The sequence below is a fragment of the Amycolatopsis sp. MEPSY49 genome, assembly GCF_051337345.1.
Lineage (GTDB): Bacteria > Actinomycetota > Actinomycetes > Mycobacteriales > Pseudonocardiaceae > Amycolatopsis.
Genome location: NZ_JBDLYJ010000014.1, coordinates 1 through 18,592, shown reverse-complemented (window position 1 = coordinate 18,592; position 18,592 = coordinate 1). Strand labels below are relative to the sequence as shown.

Below are 18,592 nucleotides of genomic sequence, written 5' to 3'. Positions count from 1 at the left end.
CACCAGTGTGCCACGCAACACCCGACCCAGCACTAGTGCTCGAGTTGATCAGGTGTGGCGACAGACGGTTGATGACAAGGAAATGCGGAGGACATGGCGAAGAAAGACGGGGCCATCGAGGTCGAAGGCCGCGTAGTCGAGCCGCTCCCCAACGCGATGTTCCGCGTCGAGTTGGAGAACGGTCACAAGGTCCTGGCACACATCAGCGGCAAGATGCGGCAGCACTACATCCGCATCCTGCCCGAGGACAGGGTTGTCGTGGAGCTCTCGCCCTACGACCTCTCTCGTGGTCGCATCGTCTACCGCTACAAGTGATCACGAAGAGCAGCTACTAGGAGAGCAGAAGACGTGAAGGTCCAGCCGAGCGTCAAGAAGATCTGCGACAAGTGCAAGGTGATCCGCCGGCACGGCCGGATCATGGTGATCTGCGAGAACCTGCGGCACAAGCAGCGGCAGGGCTGATCGCCAAGCACTCGACCAGAGTGGATTGACGGCTACACAACCTCCCCGCACCTGCCGGGCCACGCGAGTGGTCCGGTTCACCCCCGGACTTCAGGCCGGGGCCGGGACACCCGAAGCGCAAGCCGAGGGCACGACAGGCGAGTCGGTCCCGGAACCGGACGGGGAGCAGACCTGAAGAGGAAACCTACGAAGGAGCATCAGCGCCAATGGCACGACTCGCTGGCGTAGACCTCCCCCGCGAGAAGCGGTTGGAGATCGCGCTTACGTACATCTACGGCATCGGCCGTACCCGCTCGAAGCAGCTCATCAAGGCTGCCGAGCTCAACGCGGACACCCGCGTCAAAGACCTCAGCGATGACGACCTCGCGAAGCTGCGTACGTACATCGAAGAGAACTTCAAGGTCGAGGGTGACCTTCGCCGCGAGGTGAACGCCGACATCCGTCGGAAGATCGAGATCGGGTGCTACGAGGGCCTTCGCTGGCGCCGCGGACTTCCCGTCCGTGGTCAGCGCACGAAGACCAACGCCCGTACCCGCAAGGGTCCGAAGAAGACGGTCGCCGGCAAGAAGAAGGCTGGCAAGAAGTGAGCGTCCAGGGCAAGAAGGTCGTGCAGATGGGTGGCGTTCAGCGCCGCGGCTCGGCTTGTGTCTCGCCCAAGGCGCTCTACGCCCGCCCGATGGCGCTCCGCAACCTGTACACCGACGCCGGTTCGATCATCCGGCGCGGCCAGGCCGAAGCGGTCGCCGCTCACCAAGAGAACGCGCGCTAACAGGAGAACCCTCAGAACATGCCACCGAAGTCTCGTACTGCGGCCGGGGCCAAGAAGGTCCGCCGCAAGGAAAAGAAGAATGTCGCGCACGGTCACGCGCACATCAAGAGCACCTTCAACAACACCATCGTCTCGATCACGGACCCGACCGGTGCCGTGATCGCGTGGGCGTCGAGTGGTCACGTGGGCTTCAAGGGCTCGCGCAAGTCCACCCCGTTCGCCGCGCAGATGGCCGCCGAGAACGCTGCCCGCAAGGCCGCCGAGCACGGCATGAAGAAGGTCGACGTCTTCGTGAAGGGCCCGGGTTCGGGCCGCGAGACGGCGATCCGCTCGCTGCAGGCGGCCGGCCTCGAGGTCGGCACCATCCAGGACGTGACCCCGCAGCCTCACAACGGCTGCCGCCCGCCCAAGCGGCGCCGGGTCTGAGGAACGGGGAGGAGTAAGAAGAAATGGCTCGTTACACCGGCCCCGCGACGCGTATTTCGCGTCGCCTCAAGGTTGACCTCATCGGCGGCGACCAGGCTTTCGAGCGTCGCCCCTACCCGCCGGGCCAGCACGGCCGCGGGCGCATCAAGGAGTCCGAGTACCTCCTGCAGTCGCAGGAGAAGCAGAAGGCTCGCTACACCTACGGCGTTCTCGAGCGTCAGTTCGTCCGGTACTACAAGGAAGCCGTCCGGCGTCCCGGTAAGACCGGTGAGAACCTGCTGCAGATCCTCGAGTCCCGCCTGGACAACGTGATCTACCGCGCCGGCATCGCCCGCACCCGCCGTCAGGCGCGGCAGCTGGTGAGCCACGGCCACTTCCTGGTCAACGGCGTCAAGGTCAACGTCCCGTCGTACCAGGTCACCAAGTGGGACATCATCGACGTGCGGCCGAAGTCGTTCTCGATGCTGCCCTTCGTCGTGGCCAAGGAGTCCTTCGGCGACCGCCCGATCCCGGCGTGGCTGCAGGTCGTCCAGTCCAACCTCCGCGTGCTGGTCCACCAGCTCCCGGAGCGTGCGCAGATCGACGTTCCGGTTCAGGAACAGCTGATCGTCGAGCTTTACTCGAAGTAGTCCGGCCCCGGTCGGACCGGGCGGCGGCGCAACAGGTGCGCCGCCGCCGCGCCATCCCTTCGACGTCATATGGCGGGCGTCGTCTGGAAAGGAAAACAAGGAATGCTGATTTCCCAGCGGCCGGCTCTCGGCGAAGAGACGGTCAACGAGACCCGCTCCCGGTTCACCATCGAACCGCTGGAGCCCGGCTTCGGCTACACGCTCGGCAACTCGCTGCGTCGTACGCTGCTGTCGTCCATCCCGGGCGCGGCCGTGACGAGCATCCGCATCGACGGCGTGCTGCACGAGTTCACCACCGTTCCCGGGGTGAAGGAAGACGTCACCGACATCATCCTGAACCTCAAGGAGCTCGTGGTGTCCTCGGAAGAGGACGAGCCGGTCACCATGTACCTGCGCAAGCAGGGCCCCGGTGAGGTCACGGCGGCCGACATCGTGCCGCCGGCGGGTGTCACCGTGCACAACCCGGACCTGCACATCGCGTCGCTGAACGGCAAGGGCAAGCTCGAGATCGAGCTCGTCGTCGAGCGCGGCCGCGGTTACGTTCCGGCCCTGCAGAACAAGCAGGCGGGCGCGGAGATCGGCCGGATCCCGGTCGACTCGATCTACTCGCCGGTGCTCAAGGTGACCTACAAGGTCGAGGCCACCCGTGTCGAGCAGCGCACCGACTTCGACAAGCTGATCCTGGACGTCGAGACCAAGCCGTCGATCACGCCGCGCGACGCGGTCGCGTCGGCCGGCAAGACGCTGGTGGAGCTGTTCGGTCTCGCCCGCGAGCTGAACGTCGACGCCGAGGGCATCGAGATCGGCCCGTCGCCGCAGGAGGCGGACACCATCGCCGCCTACGCGATGCCGATCGAGGACCTGGACCTCACCGTCCGGTCGTACAACTGCCTCAAGCGCGAGGGCATCCACACGGTGGGCGAGCTCGTCTCGCGCAGCGAGGCGGACCTGCTCGACATCCGCAACTTCGGCGCCAAGTCGATCGACGAGGTCAAGCTCAAGCTCGTCGGCCTCGGCCTCGCGCTGAAGGACAGCCCGCCCGGGTTCGACCCGACCGCCGCGGCCGCCAGCTACGACGGTGAAGGCTGGTCGGAGGGTGTCGGTGGCATCGCCGACGGGATTTCGGACGGCCACGACGATGGCCAGGACTACGCAGAGACCGAGCAGCTCTGAGGCTCTGTGCCCGGACGCTGTGAGCTGAACTAGGAGAACCAATGCCCACCCCTACCAAGGGAGCCCGGCTCGGCGGGTCGTCCGCGCACGAGCGGCTGATCCTGGCCAACTTGGCCACGCAGCTGTTCGAGCACGGCAAGATCACCACCACCGAGGCGAAGGCGAAGCGGGTCCGTCCGCTGGCCGAGAAGCTGATCACCAAGGCGAAGCGGGGCGACCTGCACAACCGCCGTCAGGTGCAGCGCGTCGTCCGTGACAAGGACGTCGTCCACAAGCTGTTCGCGGAGATCGGCCCGCACTTCGCCGAGCGCGACGGTGGCTACACCCGGATCACCAAGACGATGCCGCGCAAGGGCGACAACGCCAAGATGGCGGTCATCGAGCTGGTGGCGGAGAAGACGGTGACTTCGGAAGCCGAGCGCGCTCGCAAGACGAAGTTCGCGAAGGACGAGAAGCCCGCCGCCCCGGCCGCGGAGGAGACCACCACCGAGGCTCCGGCCGAGGAGGCTCCCGCCGCTGCCAAGGAGGCCAAGGCTGAGGACACGACCGCCGAGACCGAGGCTCCGGCTTCGGACGACGCGGACGCCAAGAAGGACTGACGTCCTGACGGCAGAGTCGACACCGGACGAGCCCGCCACTCCCGCTGGGGAGGGCGGGCTCGTTCGTCTGCGCCTGGACGTCTCCTACGACGGCACGGACTTCTCGGGCTGGGCCCGTCAGCCGGGCCGCCGGACGGTCCAGGGGCTCCTGGAGGAGGCCCTGCAGCGGCAGCCGCCCGGGGCTTCGGTGCCCAAGTCCGTGGTCGTGGCGGGCCGCACGGACGCCGGGGTGCACGCGACGGGCCAGGTGGTGCACGTCGACGTCGTGCCGCTGTCTCCGGCTGCTGAGGGCCGCGTCCCGGTGTCGCCGGAGGGCATCCCGGACCTGGTTCGCATGACGGGCCGCTGGAACCGCCTGCTGCCCGGCGACGTCCGGGTGCTGGGCGCGAGGGTCGCCCCCGAGGGGTTCGACGCCCGGTTCTCGGCCATCCGCCGGCACTACCGCTACCGCGTTTCGGACGCGCCGTGGGGCGTGGACCCGTTGCGCCGCCACGACACCTTGGCGTGGAACCGTCCACTGTCGACGGACGCGATGAACGCGGCGGCCGCGGAACTGCTGGGCCTGCACGACTTCGCGGCGTACTGCAAGCAGCGCGAGACGGGCACGACGATCCGCGAGCTGCAGCGCCTGGAGTGGGCGCGGGTCGACGAGCACTTGCTGGAGGTCCGGGTCTCGGCGGACGCGTTCTGTCACTCGATGGTCCGCAGCCTGGTGGGGGTCCTGCTCCTGGTCGGCGACGGCCGCCGCAGCGACGCCTGGCCGGCGAAGGTGCTGGAGAGCGGGATTCGCGACAGCGCGGTGGCCCCGGCCCACGGCTTGACGCTGCTCGGCGTGGACTACCCGCCGGACGAGGAGCTCGCGGCCCGGGCGGAGCAGACGAGGAACGTCCGCACCCCCATGACGTGAATGACTCATTCATGTCGTCAGGTGACATGAATGGGTCATTCATGGCGTTTGGGGCGGGGGCGGGGACAGCTGTCCTGTCGAAGCGCCTTCCGGCACCCCGAAGCTGTCATTGTGACTACGGCCGGCAACACCGCGTCAAGGCGGGAAAGATGCCTTGACCCGGCGTTGCCGGCCGTGTTCTGGCTTCGGATCGGGGTGCGGGGGGAGTCTGGGTTCTCGTCGGTGTCTGTTCTCGGGGGCCTCTCGCCTTCGGCGGCGAGGCTGCCGGCAGTCAGCCGTCGGCGGATGGCATGAACGAGTCGTTCACCTCGTCAGATGCGATGAACGAGTCGTTCATGACCACCGAAAACTCGGCATCCCGCCGAAACGCCTCTTCGGCCCGGCGCCCCGCGGGTGGAGGTGCCCCTCGAAGGCAAAACCTCAGTCGCCGCGGCGGACCGGGCCGAGCAGCTGCTGCTCCTTGCCCGTCGTCACCAGCCTCAGCGGCCGCCACAGGTTGCGGCCCAGGGCCACCACCTGGTCGTCCTGCAACGTCGTCAGCTGGCGCATCATCTGGGGCGGCAGGCGCCAGATCCGCGCCGCCAGCTCGGCCTGGCCCGCCGGAAGGCGCTGCATCAGGACCAGGTCCGCCGCGTTCGCCGTCGCGCCCGCCTGCGGGTGCAGGTACGGGAGCACGTATACCGTCGTCTGCCAGGGCGACCGCGGCGGGAACAGGTCCTGCGGGGTCGGGCCGCCGTCCGTGACGACCAGCAGCGGGGCGTCCTCCGACGGCCGCGGCAGCTCGACCGGGGACAGCCGACGGATCTGGACCAGCGGCGACGGCCGCCCGTCGCGGGTGCCGGCCGCGCGGGACAGCACCTGCCACTCCGTCGGGCGTCCGGTCGCCACCACGACCCACGCGCCGACCGCCATCGCGCGCATCGCCACCTGGCGGGCCAGGTACAGCCCGCCCACCAGCACGATGCGCGTCGGCGTCGAGCGCAGCGCCGAGATCGTCAGCGGCTCGCCCTTGAGGCCCGAGCCGAGCACGATGCCACCGCGGTCACCCGACGGGCTGACCGCGTCGAGCATCGCCGGGTCCACGGTGAACTCCGGTGCCACCCCGAGGTTCTGCCCGGCGTCACGCATCCGCGAGCTCATGCTGTTCCTCCGATCGGCAGCGTCGCGGCGAACGCCGACACCTGCAGCCCGCGCAACGGGGTCAGGTCGACGCCCAGCCGCTCGGACAGGCCGTGCAGCCGCTGGTCGGCGGCTTCGAGCTCACGCGGGTTGCGCGCGCTCAGCCGGACCACGCCGCGCAGCCCGATCTTGCCTTCGTCGGACGCGGGGGAGATCGACATCGCCAGCGTCGCCGACAGCGCGCGGACGCTCGTCAGCGCGTTCAGGCTGCTGGTGATCTTGCCCTTCGGCCAGCCGGTGATCGCGTAGCTCGCGTGCCCGATGCCCGCCGCCGTCACGCCGGACCAGCGCTCCTGCAGCGTCACCTTGCTCGGCGAACCGGCGACGGACGTGAGCTCCGCGGCCGAAATGCTCGCGCGCAGCAGCTCGTCGGGGTCGAGCGGCCGGGTCGGCACGCCCTGGGACTCCAGCGCGTTGCGCACCCGCGAAAGCGCGCCGATCAGCGCGCGGTGGGCGCCGACGACGCCGCCGCCGCGCTCGCGGATCGCCGCCGGGCAGCGCTTCGGGTCGAGCCGGATCGCCACCCACGTCGTCCGCCGCGCCGCCGCGGGCAGCGGGCCGAGCACCTCCATGTAGGAGCTGAGCGCGGGCGAGTCCGCCGGCAGCGCCGCGCTGCCGGGGTAGCAGTGCCAGATCGTCTGGATGGAGTCGAGCACCACGCCGCGGTCCTCGAGGCACGGCGCGAGCGCCGACAGCGGCAGGCTCGGCGCGCCGCCGGCCTGGGTGATCAACGCGGGCGTCGGCTCGACGAGCAGCACCGCCGTCCACGTGCCGTCGTTCCACGCGAGGCCGACCTGCTGGCGCTCGTGGTCGACGCCGTGCGCCACGACGAGGTCCGGGACGGCCACGCGCAGCAGGTTGACGCGGGCGTCGTCCGGGCCGGTCACCGTGGTCTCCTCGGCGGCCAGTTCCTCGACGGTGCTCGGCGGCAGCGGTTCGGCGACGCGGTCGTGGGACCGGAAGGAGTAGCGCAGCGTCAGGCCGATCCACTGGGTGAACCAGCGGCCGCGCCAGCGCAGCAGCGCGACGATGAGGGCGAAGCCGACGATGCCGACGCCGACCCACTTGAGCGACATGTTGATCGCGAGGAGCACGAGCCCGACGGCGAGGCCGACCTCGAGCACGACGAGGTTCGCGACGGGCAGCGGGCCGAGGTTCACGCCCGACGAGCGCCGGCGCGCGGGCGGTGCCATCCGCACCGGGCTGGGCGGGGGAGTGGCCGGGCCGTCGTCGGGCCCCTGGGGACCGCTGGGACCACCGCCACCGGGACCACCGGGACCACCGGGACCGCCGGGACCGCCGGGACCGCCGGGACCGCCACCGCCGGGTCCACCCGGGCCACCGGGACCGCCACCGCCGGGGCCGCCGGGCCCACCCGGTCCACCGGGACGTCCACCCGGGCCACCGGGGCCGGGTCCGGGGCCGCCGGGACCGCGCGGGGGCATGCCGGGTCCGCCGGGGCCGCCACCGGGTCCGCCGGGGCCACCAGGACCGCCCGGGACACCTCCGGGACCGCCGGGGCCACCGGGTCTCACCGGACGGGGCGGCGGGCCCGGCTGACGGCCGGGCGGCGGGGGCCCGGGCGGGCCAGGCGGACGTGGAGGGTTGGTGACGGACATCCGCGCTTTCTCTTCCCCTCGTGCTTGCTGCGTACCCGGAAGCCGGGTCCCGGGGTGTCCGACACTAGCTTGAGTTGGTAGAAACCCCACACCAGACGGTCCCCGTACGGCTATCCTGCGGAACCGTACCGCGACGGGGAGAGCTGTAGGTCGAGAATGCCATCAACACCCACGACTAAGTCTCAGGTTCAGGCGTATCAGTTCGTCCTACGGCGGATGCAGTCGGCGCTGGTCCGGCGGGACGCCGTGATGCTGCACGACCCGATGCGCACGCACACGAGGGCGACCATCGTGGGCGTCGTGCTGGGCGCGCTCGGCATGATCGTGTTCGTCGTCTGGGGCCTGCTCAGCCCGGCGCCGTCGGTGCCCGAGGCCGGGAACATCGTGATCGGCGAACAGTCCGGCACGGTGTACGTGGTGATGGGGAACCCGAAGACACTCGTCCCGACGTTCAACCTCGCGTCGGCGCGGCTTCTCCTGCTGGCCCAGCAAAAGCAATCGAGCGCCGGTAGCGCCGGCGGGGCGACGGCGGCCCCGGCGCCGGCCGGGCCGAGCGCCGCGGCTGTGAAGAATCCCACGGTCGTTTCCGACGAGCAGCTGAAGGACATTCCGCGCGGAAAACTGACCGGAATTCCGGACGGGCCGCAGCTGATGCCGTCCGATTCCCAGCGCATTTCCCCCAACTGGGCGGTGTGCGACCAGGTTCTGCTCGACCCGACGCAGCCGAACCCGGACATCGGCAAGACCGACACCTACGTCTTCGGCGGCGTCGCCCCGAGCGGCCTCGGCACCGAACTGGGTGAGAAGGAAGCGTTGCTGGCGGCCGCGGACAACGGCAAGACGTACCTGATCTACCGCCTGCCGAGCACGCAGAACCGCCCGAACGCCAACACCGTCCGCGCCGAGATCGACACCACCGATCCGCACAACGCGGTCTCGACGGCCTTGCAGCTGCTGAACCAGAAGCCGCGGAAGATCACCCAGGGCCTGCTGAACGCGATCCCCGAGGTTCCGCGCCTGAGCCCGCCGAACATCCCGGACGGCGCGCCCCCGGCCGACCTCGACGGCCTGGCCGCGGGCGACGTCTTCTCCACGCAGCCCACGGGTGAGCAGCCGCAGTACTGGGCCATCACCACGAACGGCATCCAGCAGGTGTCGCAGGCGGTCGCCGACGTCATGCGCGTCGCGAAGCACGGCTCCGCGAGCAAGCTGCGGACGCTCGGCCTCGACAAGCTGTCCGGGGTCAACGTGCTGCGGTCCGGCGACCCCGGCTACATCGAAGTCGACCACTTCCCGCGCGCGGTGCCGACGATCCTCGACGCGACCAAGAACTCCGCGGTCGCCTGCCTCGGCTGGTCGGTGGTCGGCGACGGCGCCAACCGCGACGGCCACACGTCGGTGTACATCGACACCCAGCTGCCGGGCCAGAACAGCCACGGCGCCAAGTTCGCGACGACCCGGGTCACCACGCCGGGCCCGAACCGCGTGCCGATCACCGGCTTCTACCTCCAGCCGGGCTTCGCCGCGGTGGTGCAGTCGGCCACCGGCCAGGCCAGCTTCGGCAAGGGCGCGATCCAGCTGATCTCCGACCGCGGCGTGCGCTACAGCGTCCCGGACGCCGCGACCGCGGACGCGATCGGGCTGAACAACCGGCAGCCCGCGCCCGAGTCGATCATCGGCCTGCTCCCGACCGGCGCCTCGCTGAACACCCAGGACGTGCTCAAGCAGTTCGACTCGGTGCCGATCGACCCCAGCGCCGGCTCGTTCCCGGCCCCGACGCAGCAGGCGGGCGGCTGAGGCGGAACCATCGGGCGGCGGCGGACGTCACACGCCCGAAGGATCTTCCGGCGAGCGGAGAGGTGCCATGGCCGGCTTGAGGATGGACGGCGTGGTCGTCGCCGAGTACGCCCGGACCGCCGAGGAGGCCGCTGACGACCTGCACGCGGCCGCCGCGGACGTGGGCGGCGGGGGCGTCTCCGGCGAGTCCTACGGCCCGCTGGGGGCGCAGATCGGCCTCGGCGAGTCGTACGGCCGCGCGGCGGACGCGTTGCGGCGTCAGCTGGTCGACGGCGCCGAGGCGCTGAAGTCGGCCGCGGAGGCGTTGCGGCACGTCACGGTCCGCCACAGCGGGCAGGACGCGGAGGCCGCGGAGCTGATCAAGCGCGCGGGCAGGCCGGAATGATGTTCGCCGAGCCGGAGGGCTCCACCGACTCCATCCCGCACCCGCTGGCGAAGCGGACGGCCGCCCCGGTGGCCACCGCGCCCGCGGTGGCGTTCGCGCCGGACGCCGAGGGCGCCGACATCGCCGCCACCGCCGAGCCGTACCTCGCCTACCTCACCGACGTTTCCCGGCAGCTGGGGCTGATCGACCCCGTCGAGACGTACTTCCGGCCGCTGATCGGCCGCTGGGGCGACCTCGGCGCCGAAGCCGGGCGGCTGCGCTCGGCGGCGGCCGCGGCGGCCGAGGTGTCCGCGCGGCTCGACGACCGCCTCGGGCGGCTCGACGCCGGCTGGGCGGGCCGGGACGCCGACGCGTTCGTCGCGTACATGCGGGAGATCGGCGCCGCGGGCGGTGACCTCCAGGAGGCGCTCACGGTCCTCGCGGGCGCGCTCGACGAGCTGGTGACGACGCTGCGCCACGTCGTCGTCGACCTCGCCGAGGTCCTGGTCGACGCCGCGGACCTGATCTCCGAGACGATGACGCTGCCCAGCGGGGGCACCAAGCGGGCGCGGGCGCAGCTGCGGGAGACGCAGGATTCGGCGAAGGCGTTGTACGAGACCGCGCGGGACGTCCTGGAGGCGTTCGACCGGCTCTGCGACGGTGTCGACGACCCCGACGCGACCATGCGCAGCATCGAGATCGCGCACCGGTACCCGGACGAGCGGTTCCGGCTGCACGAACCGGAATCCGGCGTGCCGGCCGGTTCCGGTTCCGGTTCCGGCGAGACCACGGCGGCCGCCGTCGGCTCCGACGAAGTGATGACGCCGTCGTCGGCGAGCGGGGACCCGGCGGAACCGAAGCACACGGGCGCCGGCACGCCCGACGCGGCGCAGCCCGCCGACGCGGCCCCGCAGGCGGCGCCGGCCCAGGACGGCTCGGCGAACCACAGCGCGTCGGGCATGCCGATGATGCCGATGATGGGCTTCGGCGCGTTCGGTGGCGGCGGAGGTGGCGGCCGTCGCCAGTCGAAGACGCGGCCGACGACGACGCCGGCGGAGTTGCTGGGGGAGCCCGGTTTGGTGGCCCCGCCGGTGATCGGCGAGGACGAAAACGAACAGCAGAAGAAGAAACCGCCGGCGCCACCGGCGAAGTGACTTCCTCCCGGCCCGCGGTTCGCCGCGGGCCGGGTTTCGTTTCAGCGGCGGGTGGGGCCGGTCTCGGCCGGGCGGTTGCGGCGGATCGTGCGCATCACGAACAGCGTGATCAGCAACGCCACCAGGCCGCCGCCGGTGCCGGCCAGCGCCACGACCATCGGGGTCTTGTTGTTGTCGCCCGCCGGCGGGAGCTGGGCCAGCTGCGGGGCCGGGATCGGCGCCTGGTTACCCACCTCGGACGGCAGGCTCTGGGTCAGCGCGGCCACCGGGTCGATGACGCCGTAGCCGACGAAGTTGTCGCGCCCGCCCGGCGCCGCCGGGTGCTGGGCCGTCTCCTTGATGCGGTTGATGATGCCCTTGGCGTCGAGGTTCGGGAACTTGGCCTTGACCAAGGCCGCGAGGCCCGAGACGTACGGCGCCGCGAAGCTGGTGCCCTGGATCGCGCTGGCCTTGTCGCCGCTCTCGAACGTCAGGTTCGCCAGGCCGTCGGAGCCTTCGGCGGGGTCGAGCGAGATGATCTGCGTCCCCGGTGCCGCGACGCCGACCCACGGGCCGTGCACGCTGAACGGGGCCACGCTGCCGGTCTCGTCGATCGCGCCGACCGACAGCACGTCGTCGGCGAACCACGGCGGCGTCACGATCGTCTTCGGCTTCTTCGCGTCCGGCTGGTCGTTCTGCGGGCAGGTGTCCGTCGCGTTGCCCGCGGCGGCGATGACCACGACACCCTGCGACGCGGCGAAGTGGACGGCGGCCTGGACCTGCTGCTCGCCGTCGGTGATGCGCCCGTCGGCGGTGCGGCAGTTGTCGACCGACATGTTGATGATGTCGGCTTCGTGCCGTTCGGCGATGCCGCGGATGATCTCGGCCAGCGTCTTCAGCGTGCCCGCCGTGCCGGCCTTCTCCAGCTGGCGCCCGCCGTTCGACTGCCCGGGGGACGTCCGGTCGCCTTCCCCGGAACCGCCGCCACCGCCCTCGGTGCTCGGCGGCAGCGAAGACTCCGAGCCGGCGGGCGGGTTGGTGCTCGACGACGGTGTCCCGCTCGAGCTGGCGGGCGGGTTCGGGGTCGAGGTCGAGGTGTCGGGCTCGTAGTTCTCGCTCAGCTGCCGGTAGGACACGATCGTGGCGTCCGGGGCGACGCCGACGAAGCCGACCTCCGGGTTGTCCGGCCGGGCCGCGATGATGCCGGCGACCTCGGTGCCGTGGCCGTCGCAGTCCTCGAGGCCGTCGGGCTTCCCGTTCGGCTTCGCGACGTACTCGCCGCCGGACTGGAGGCGGTCCTGCAGCCAGGGGTGCTTCGTCACGCCCGTGTCGACCACGGCGACCTTGACGCCCTTGCCGGCGCCGCCGTTCGTGGCGGCCCGGACGATCTCCTGCGCCTTCGAGATCTGCAGGTAGTCCTGGCCCCACGGCCGGTTCTTCAGCACGATGTTCTGGCCGAGCGTGCTGCGCTGGACGCAGCCCTTCGACTGCTTGTATTTCTTGTCCGGCTGCCGGGAGTCCGGGATCAGCTTGGTCATGTCCACCGGCGGCGGCGTCGCGAAGTAGCCGTCGGCCGGGGCCGACTGGGCCCACACCGGGACCGTCGCGCCCACCGGGGCCAGGATGCCGAGCGTGCCGGCGATCAGGGCCGTCGTGGTTCGCCGGGTCGTGCCGAAACGGCGTCCTGGAGCCATCCGAGATTCACCCGATCCGGTCACTTGAAGTTCAGGTGCCGCAGGGTGGTGTACAGGTCCATCACACCCAGGGCGAGCGGGAGCACCGACGCGATGCAAATCGCCTCGATGATCTCCACCGTGCGCCGCAGCGGCGGCGAGAAGCGCTGGTTCGGGAAGATCACGCCGACCACGAGCGCGCCCGCGGCGAGCAGGACCAGCGCGCCGAAGACGTAGAGCAGGCGGTTCTGCGCGCTCGCCGTGACGAGCCAGCCGATCCCGATGCCGGTCGCCGCGACCAGGCCGTTGGTGAGCAGGGCGATGGCCTGGCTGCCGTTCGCGTACGCGCGGGCGCGCAGGAGCAGCACGAGCGTCGCGACGACGCCGAGGATGATCCCGAAGGCGCCGGGCGCGGTGGCGGCGATGATCGCGGACACCGCGACCGTGGCGCCGCAGCCGATCATCAGGCCGGTCATGTAGTTGTGCGCGACCGCCGTGCGGCGCTCGATCGCCCGGTAGTCCGGGAAGCCGGAGTCTTCCTTGAGCTCCTCGGCGTTGCTCGGGACGTGCGGCAGCGGCAGCTTCGCGAGCCAGATCGTGGCGCGCGGCAGGATCGAGATGCAGGCGAGGGCGACCGCGACCGTGCCGGCCGCGATGCCGGCCGCCGGGTGCGCGACGAGCGTGCCGAAGAGGAAGGCCAGCGCGCCGAAGGTGCCCGCGGTGGCGGCGGCGATGAACGTCGTGATGCCGGCGCCGATGACCATGATGCAGACCGACGCGACGATGATCACGAGGACCGCGCCGAGCAGCAGGTTCGCCCGCATGGAGAGGCCGGGCACGATGTAGAAGCCGCTGACGAACGCCAGTGGCAGCCCGCCGGCCGCGGCGATCAGGACCCCGGTGGCTTCGGCCTGGTAGGCCTTGGCGAGGGTGGCGCCGACCGCGACGCAGGCGATGGCGCCGATACCGCCGGCGATGGCGGCGCCGAGCGCGCTGCCGCCGTAGAGTGAGCCGCTCATGAACAGCGCGATGGCGGCGGCGACCAGCGCCAGCCCGCCCGCGACGTGCCCGAAGCGGTTGGCCGTCTCCTTGGTCCACGGCCGGAAGCTGTCGGGCGAGGACTCGGCGATGGCGTCGACGACGTCGTCGTACAGCGGCGGCGGCGGGTTTTCGTTGCGCTTGCGCAGCTGCAGCAGCTCACCGTCGACGACGCCGAGCGAGGCGAGCGTCCGGCTCGGGTCGAGCGGGGCGTCGCCCAGCTTGGCGAGCGCCCAGCCGCCGTGCCGCGCCCCGCCGTCCGGCGACGACTCCTTGGCCATGTCCAGCAGCATCGGCAGGAGATCGGCCACCGCGACGTCGGCGGGCAACGCCACGTCGATCCGGGTGGACGGCGCGACGACCGTCACCCTGCTGAAAACTGTCGTGCCCGTAGCCACTGCACTGCCCCCGCTCGGTCGAGACTGCTCCCGGGGGAACTTATACCGAACCCCGGCGCGGGCATCACCGAACGTCCGAAAATCACCGGCAGCGGCAGGTCAGGTCACCGACGCGAGGGGCGCGCGCGTGAGTCGCGCGGGTTGTCGACCGGGCGGCGGGACGTAGTGAATGAGTCATTCATGTCGCCAGACGACATGAATGACTCATTCATGTCACCTGGCGACAGGGTCCCGGCAAAGTCAGGTCAGCGCGGCCGATCCGGTCGCCCGCACGTCATGAACGGGTCGTTCACCTCGTCAGACGACATGAACGACCCTTTCATGACATCGCCGCGACGCCGGGCAGACCGCGCGGCCACGACTTTGCCGGAGCCCTGTCACCTGGCGACGTGAATGGGTCACTCATGTCGTTCGCCCGGCGAGGGCAAACGGGTCGCTCGGGCCGGCGGGAGCACCGCGGGGCGGCGAGGTCGCCGGCGGCGGAAGGAGCGCGGCCGCCCACCCGCCACCAGCGACCGGGCGGCGGGACGTAGTGAATGACTCATTCATGTCGTCCGAACCGCCGCGAACCGGCCGGGCCAACCAAGTCACCCGGGCCCGGACGTGGCATCACTGTCGGTGCCGGGTCGTACACTCGCGGACGAGGATGGGGCAAAGCTCACGAGGTGGTTCCGGCATCCGCCGGAATTACCCCGCGGCGTTCGATAGGTTGATGCGCGCACCTCGCGCACCAAGCGGTGGCCGCCATCGTCGAGTTTGAATGAGGGGTCCTTCGATGAGCACGCTGCAGTTCAAGAAGTCGCCGCGGCTGGCGGCACCGCGCCCGCCGGGCGGTGAGGTGCATCTCGAGCCGCCGCCCGAGGTGCCGCGCGTCATCCCCGGGAACATCGTCATGAAGGCGCTTCCGGTCGTCATGATCGTCGCGTCGCTCGGGATGATGGTCTTCATGTTCCAGGCCTCCAACCGGAACCCGATGATGATGGCCATGGGCGGCATGATGGTCGTCGGCACGCTCGGGATGATGGCCGGCGGCGGGGGCAAGGGCGGCGGTGCCAAGCGCGCCGAGATGGACGAAGACCGCAAGGACTACCTCCGCTACCTGGGCCAGATGCGCGACCGCGCCCGCGAGGCGATGGTCGACCAGCGCGCCGCCCTGGAATGGGTGCACCCCGACCCCCAGTCCCTCTGGTCGCTGGCCGCCACCCGCCGCATGTGGGAACGCCGGCAGAACGACCAGGACTTCCTGCACCTGCGCGTCGGGCGCAGCTCGCACCGCCTCGCGACGCGGCTGGTCCCGCCGCAGACCGGGCCGGTCGACGAGCTGGAGCCGATCGCCACCCTCGCGCTGCGCCGGTTCGTGCGCGCGCACTCGATCGTGCCGGACCTGCCGACCCAGATCACCCTCCGCGGGTTCGCCGCGGTCAGCATGCAGGGCGACCGCGCCCTGACCCGCGGCCTCACCCGCGCGATGCTCGCGCAGCTGGTCACCTTCCACAGCCCCGACGACGTCCTGATCGCGATCGCCACCGCGGGGCGCGCGAAGGAGGAGTGGGAGTGGGCGAAGTGGCTGCCGCACGTGCAGCACCCCACCCTGTCCGACGGCATCGGCCAGCTCCGCATGATGGCCGGTTCGCTGGCCCAGATCGAAAACTGGCTCGACGACGAGCTGCGTGACCGCCAGCGCTTCTCCCGCAACGCCACTCCGGCGCCGGACCAGCCGCACGTCGTGATCATCGTCGACGACGCCGAGGTCACCCGCGAGGAGCAGATCATCCTCGAGGAGGGCCTGGTCGGCGTCACGCTGGTCGACCTGTCCGACTCCATCGGCAACCTCGCCGCCCGCCGCGGCCTGCGGCTGGTCGTCGAGCCCGACCGCCTCGGCGCGCGCAGCGCCGGCGGTGTCGAGTGGTTCGGCCGCCCGGACACCCTGTCGGTGGTCGAGACCGAGTCGCTGGCCCGGCTGATCTCGCCCTACCGCGTCGGTGGCGCGGCCGGGCAGGACGTCGGCGACGAAGAGCCGCTGCTGTCCAACCCGTCGCTGCTGGAACTGCTCGGCATCCCTGGCGACCCGATGACGTTCGATGTGCAGCAGGCGTGGCGGCCCCGCCCGATCCGCGACCGCTACCGCGTCCCGTTCGGGGTCGGCGAGTACGGCCAGCCGGTGGAGCTGGACATCAAGGAAGCCGCCGCCGAGGGTATGGGCCCGCACGGCCTGTGCATCGGCGCGACCGGTTCCGGCAAGTCGGAGTTCCTGCGGACGCTGGTGCTGGGCATGCTCGCCACGCACTCGTCCTCGACGTTGAACTTCGTCCTGGTCGACTTCAAGGGTGGCGCGACCTTCCTCGGGCTGGACAAGGCCCCGCACGTCTCCGCGGTCATCACCAACCTCGCCGACGAGGTGACGCTGGTCGACCGGATGAAGGACGCGCTGGCCGGGGAGATGAACCGCCGCCAGGAAGCGCTGAAGAACGGCGGTAACTTCAAGAACGTCTGGGAGTACGAGAAGGCCCGCGAGAACGGCGCCGACCTCGACCCGCTGCCCGCGCTGTTCATCGTCTGTGACGAGTTTTCCGAGTTGCTGGCGGCGAAGCCGGACTTCATCGACTTGTTCGTCGCGATCGGCCGGCTGGGCCGGTCGCTGCAGATGCACATGCTGCTCGCCTCCCAGCGGCTGGAGGAGGGCAAGCTGCGCGGCCTGGACTCGCACCTGTCCTACCGGATCGGCCTGAAAACCTTCTCCGCGGCGGAATCGCGCGCGGCGATCGGGGTGCCGGACGCGTTCGAGCTGCCCTCGGTCCCCGGTGGCGGGTATCTGAAGTACGACACCTCGACGCTGGTGCGGTTCAAGGCCTCCTACGTCTCGGGCCCCTACCGCCCGGCCGGCATCCAGGCGGCCGGGCCGGCGGCGACGGTGGTCCGCGCGGACAAGCGGCCGCAGCTGTTCGTCCCCGACTTCGTCGAGCTGCCCAAGGAGCCGGAGCCGCAGCAGATCGAGGCGGCCCCGGTGGCGGCGGCGCCGCAGTCGGAGGAGGCGGTCGAACCCAGCGAGCTGGATGTGATCGTGTCGCGGCTGGTCGGGCAGGGCCCGCCGGCGCACGAGGTGTGGCTGCCGCCGTTGAAGGACCCGAACTCCCTCGACACCCTGTTGCCGAACCTGAACCCGACCGACGACCGCGGGCTGTCCCCGGTCGGGTTCTTCGGCAACGGGCGGTTGCAGGTGCCGTTGGGGATCATCGACCGGCCGTATGAGCAGCGGCGCGACCCGTTGTGGGCGGACTTCTCCGGCGCGGCCGGGCACGGGGTGATCGTGGGCGGGCCGCAGTCGGGCAAGTCGACGATGCTGCGGACGTTGATCATGTCGATGGCGTTGACGCACACGCCGGAGGAGGCGCAGTTCTACTGCCTGGACCTCGGTGGTGGCACCCTGGCCGGGCTGGCGGACCTGCCGCATGTGGGTGGGGTGGCGGTGGCGCGGCGGGAGCCGGACAAGGCGCGGCGGATCGTGGCCGAGCTGACCACGCTGCTGACCGAGCGGGAGGGCCGGTTCGGGGCGATGGGCATCGACTCGATGACCGAGTTCCGCAACCGCAAGCGCCGCGGGGAGATCCGGGCGGATCAGGACCCGTTCGGGGACGCGTTCCTGATCGTGGACAACTGGCGGGCGTTGCGGGATGACTTCGAGGAGCTGGAAACCACGATCACGCGGCTGGCGACGCAGGGTCTGTCCTACGGCGTGCACGTGATCATCGCGGCGAACCGGTGGGCCGACATCCGCCCGGCGATCAAGGACATGATCGGCACCCGGTTCGAGCTGCGTCTGGGTGACCCGACCGAGTCCGACATCGACCGGCGGGTGGCGGTGAACATCCCGGCCGGGCGCCCGGGGCGGGGGTTGACGCGGGAGAAGCTGCACATGCTGGGCGGGCTGCCGCGGATCGACGGCTCGAGTGATCCGGAGACGATCGCGGCCGGGGTGGCCGACGCCGTGGCCAAGATCAAGGGCGCGTGGCGGGGCCGGGTCGCGCCGCAGGTCCGGTTGCTGCCGGAGATGATCACCTACGAGGAGGTGCTCAAGCTCGACGCGCACCGGGATTCCAAGCTGATCCCGATCGGGGTGAACGAGGAGGACCTGCAGCCGATCTATCTGGACTTCAACGCCGAGCCGCACTTCTACGCCTTCGCCGACGGGGAGTCGGGCAAGACGAACCTGCTGCGTCAGATCGCCCGGGGTATTTCCGAGCGGTTCACCGCCAAGGAAGCGCTGATCCTGCTGGTGGACTACCGGCGCACGATGCTGGGGTTCGTCCAGGGTGATTCGCTGCTGGGGTATGCGGTGTCGGCGGCGCAGCTGGAAAGCATGGTCGGCGACGTGTTCAACTCGATGACGCGGCGGCTGCCGGGCCCGGACGTGACGCAGGAGCAGCTG

At 70.8% G+C, this 18,592-nt stretch carries 17 protein-coding genes; 13 read left to right on the top strand and 4 right to left on the bottom strand.

Features of this window, described 5'->3' with window-relative positions; translation table 11 throughout:
- Positions 1-93 precede the first annotated feature (93 nt).
- The 9 genes from infA (at position 94) to truA (ending at position 4,965) form a co-directional block, all read left to right on the top strand.
- Positions 94-315 carry a translation initiation factor IF-1 gene (infA, locus tag ABFJ78_RS40995; RefSeq protein ID WP_004558881.1) on the top strand — a complete coding sequence of 74 codons (222 nt, stop codon included), beginning with the start codon at positions 94-96 and terminating at the stop codon, positions 313-315.
- A gap of 33 nt (positions 316-348) precedes the next feature.
- Complete coding sequence (gene rpmJ, locus ABFJ78_RS40990; RefSeq protein WP_004558882.1) at positions 349-462, top strand: 50S ribosomal protein L36; 114 nt, start codon at positions 349-351, stop codon at positions 460-462.
- Positions 463-668: 206 nt separating this feature from the next.
- Positions 669-1,049, top strand: coding sequence for a 30S ribosomal protein S13 (gene rpsM / locus ABFJ78_RS40985; RefSeq protein ID WP_004558883.1), 381 nt, complete (start codon positions 669-671; stop codon positions 1,047-1,049).
- Positions 1,046-1,231 (top strand): hypothetical protein, encoded by a 186-nt coding sequence (locus ABFJ78_RS40980; protein ID WP_013222623.1) that lies wholly within the window; start codon positions 1,046-1,048, stop codon positions 1,229-1,231. Before rpsM ends, ABFJ78_RS40980 begins: the two co-directional genes overlap by 4 nt.
- Before the next feature lie 18 nt (positions 1,232-1,249).
- Complete coding sequence (gene rpsK / locus ABFJ78_RS40975; RefSeq protein ID WP_004558885.1) at positions 1,250-1,657, top strand: 30S ribosomal protein S11; 408 nt, start codon at positions 1,250-1,252, stop codon at positions 1,655-1,657.
- A 23-nt stretch (positions 1,658-1,680) separates the two neighbouring features.
- On the top strand, positions 1,681-2,286 hold the full coding sequence (gene rpsD, locus ABFJ78_RS40970; protein WP_013222624.1) for a 30S ribosomal protein S4: 606 nt from the start codon (positions 1,681-1,683) through the stop codon (positions 2,284-2,286).
- A 102-nt stretch (positions 2,287-2,388) separates the two neighbouring features.
- Complete coding sequence (locus tag ABFJ78_RS40965; RefSeq protein WP_004558887.1) at positions 2,389-3,459, top strand: DNA-directed RNA polymerase subunit alpha; 1,071 nt, start codon at positions 2,389-2,391, stop codon at positions 3,457-3,459.
- Positions 3,460-3,500: 41 nt separating this feature from the next.
- The gene (gene rplQ / locus ABFJ78_RS40960) at positions 3,501-4,058 is read left to right on the top strand and encodes a 50S ribosomal protein L17 (RefSeq protein ID WP_436392867.1); all 558 of its coding nucleotides are present in this window, start codon (positions 3,501-3,503) and stop codon (positions 4,056-4,058) included.
- 73 nt (positions 4,059-4,131) lie between these two features.
- The gene (gene truA, locus ABFJ78_RS40955; protein WP_436393035.1) at positions 4,132-4,965 is read left to right on the top strand and encodes a tRNA pseudouridine(38-40) synthase TruA; all 834 of its coding nucleotides are present in this window, start codon (positions 4,132-4,134) and stop codon (positions 4,963-4,965) included.
- A 420-nt stretch (positions 4,966-5,385) separates the two neighbouring features.
- Here the strand turns inward: truA and ABFJ78_RS40950 are convergent, their stop codons facing one another.
- Both ABFJ78_RS40950 and eccE read right to left on the bottom strand, forming a co-directional pair.
- Positions 5,386-6,105, bottom strand: coding sequence for a hypothetical protein (locus tag ABFJ78_RS40950; protein WP_086681370.1), 720 nt, complete (start codon positions 6,103-6,105; stop codon positions 5,386-5,388).
- Complete coding sequence (gene eccE, locus ABFJ78_RS40945) at positions 6,102-7,337, bottom strand: type VII secretion protein EccE (protein WP_436392866.1); 1,236 nt, start codon at positions 7,335-7,337, stop codon at positions 6,102-6,104. The genes ABFJ78_RS40950 and eccE overlap by 4 nt, the downstream gene beginning before the upstream one ends.
- A gap of 582 nt (positions 7,338-7,919) precedes the next feature.
- Between eccE and eccB the strand changes: the two genes are divergently transcribed.
- From eccB to ABFJ78_RS40930, 3 genes are all read left to right on the top strand, one after another.
- Positions 7,920-9,560 (top strand): type VII secretion protein EccB, encoded by a 1,641-nt coding sequence (gene eccB / locus ABFJ78_RS40940; RefSeq protein WP_436392865.1) that lies wholly within the window; start codon positions 7,920-7,922, stop codon positions 9,558-9,560.
- Positions 9,561-9,627: 67 nt separating this feature from the next.
- Complete coding sequence (locus tag ABFJ78_RS40935; RefSeq protein WP_436392864.1) at positions 9,628-9,945, top strand: hypothetical protein; 318 nt, start codon at positions 9,628-9,630, stop codon at positions 9,943-9,945.
- Complete coding sequence (locus ABFJ78_RS40930; RefSeq protein WP_436393034.1) at positions 9,945-11,078, top strand: WXG100 family type VII secretion target; 1,134 nt, start codon at positions 9,945-9,947, stop codon at positions 11,076-11,078. Before ABFJ78_RS40935 ends, ABFJ78_RS40930 begins: the two co-directional genes overlap by 1 nt.
- Positions 11,079-11,119: 41 nt before the next feature.
- Here ABFJ78_RS40930 and ABFJ78_RS40925 read toward each other — a convergent pair whose 3' ends face one another.
- Together ABFJ78_RS40925 and eccD are read right to left on the bottom strand one after the other, a co-directional pair.
- Positions 11,120-12,751 (bottom strand): type VII secretion-associated serine protease mycosin, encoded by a 1,632-nt coding sequence (locus ABFJ78_RS40925; protein ID WP_436392863.1) that lies wholly within the window; start codon positions 12,749-12,751, stop codon positions 11,120-11,122.
- Positions 12,752-12,771: 20 nt separating this feature from the next.
- The gene (eccD, locus tag ABFJ78_RS40920; protein ID WP_436392862.1) at positions 12,772-14,136 is read right to left on the bottom strand and encodes a type VII secretion integral membrane protein EccD; all 1,365 of its coding nucleotides are present in this window, start codon (positions 14,134-14,136) and stop codon (positions 12,772-12,774) included.
- Between the two features lie 805 nt (positions 14,137-14,941).
- On the opposite strand from eccD, the gene eccCa reads away from it, so the two are divergent.
- Positions 14,942-18,592: type VII secretion protein EccCa (gene eccCa / locus ABFJ78_RS40915; RefSeq protein WP_436392861.1), on the top strand; the 3,651-nt coding region annotated here is incomplete at its 3' end.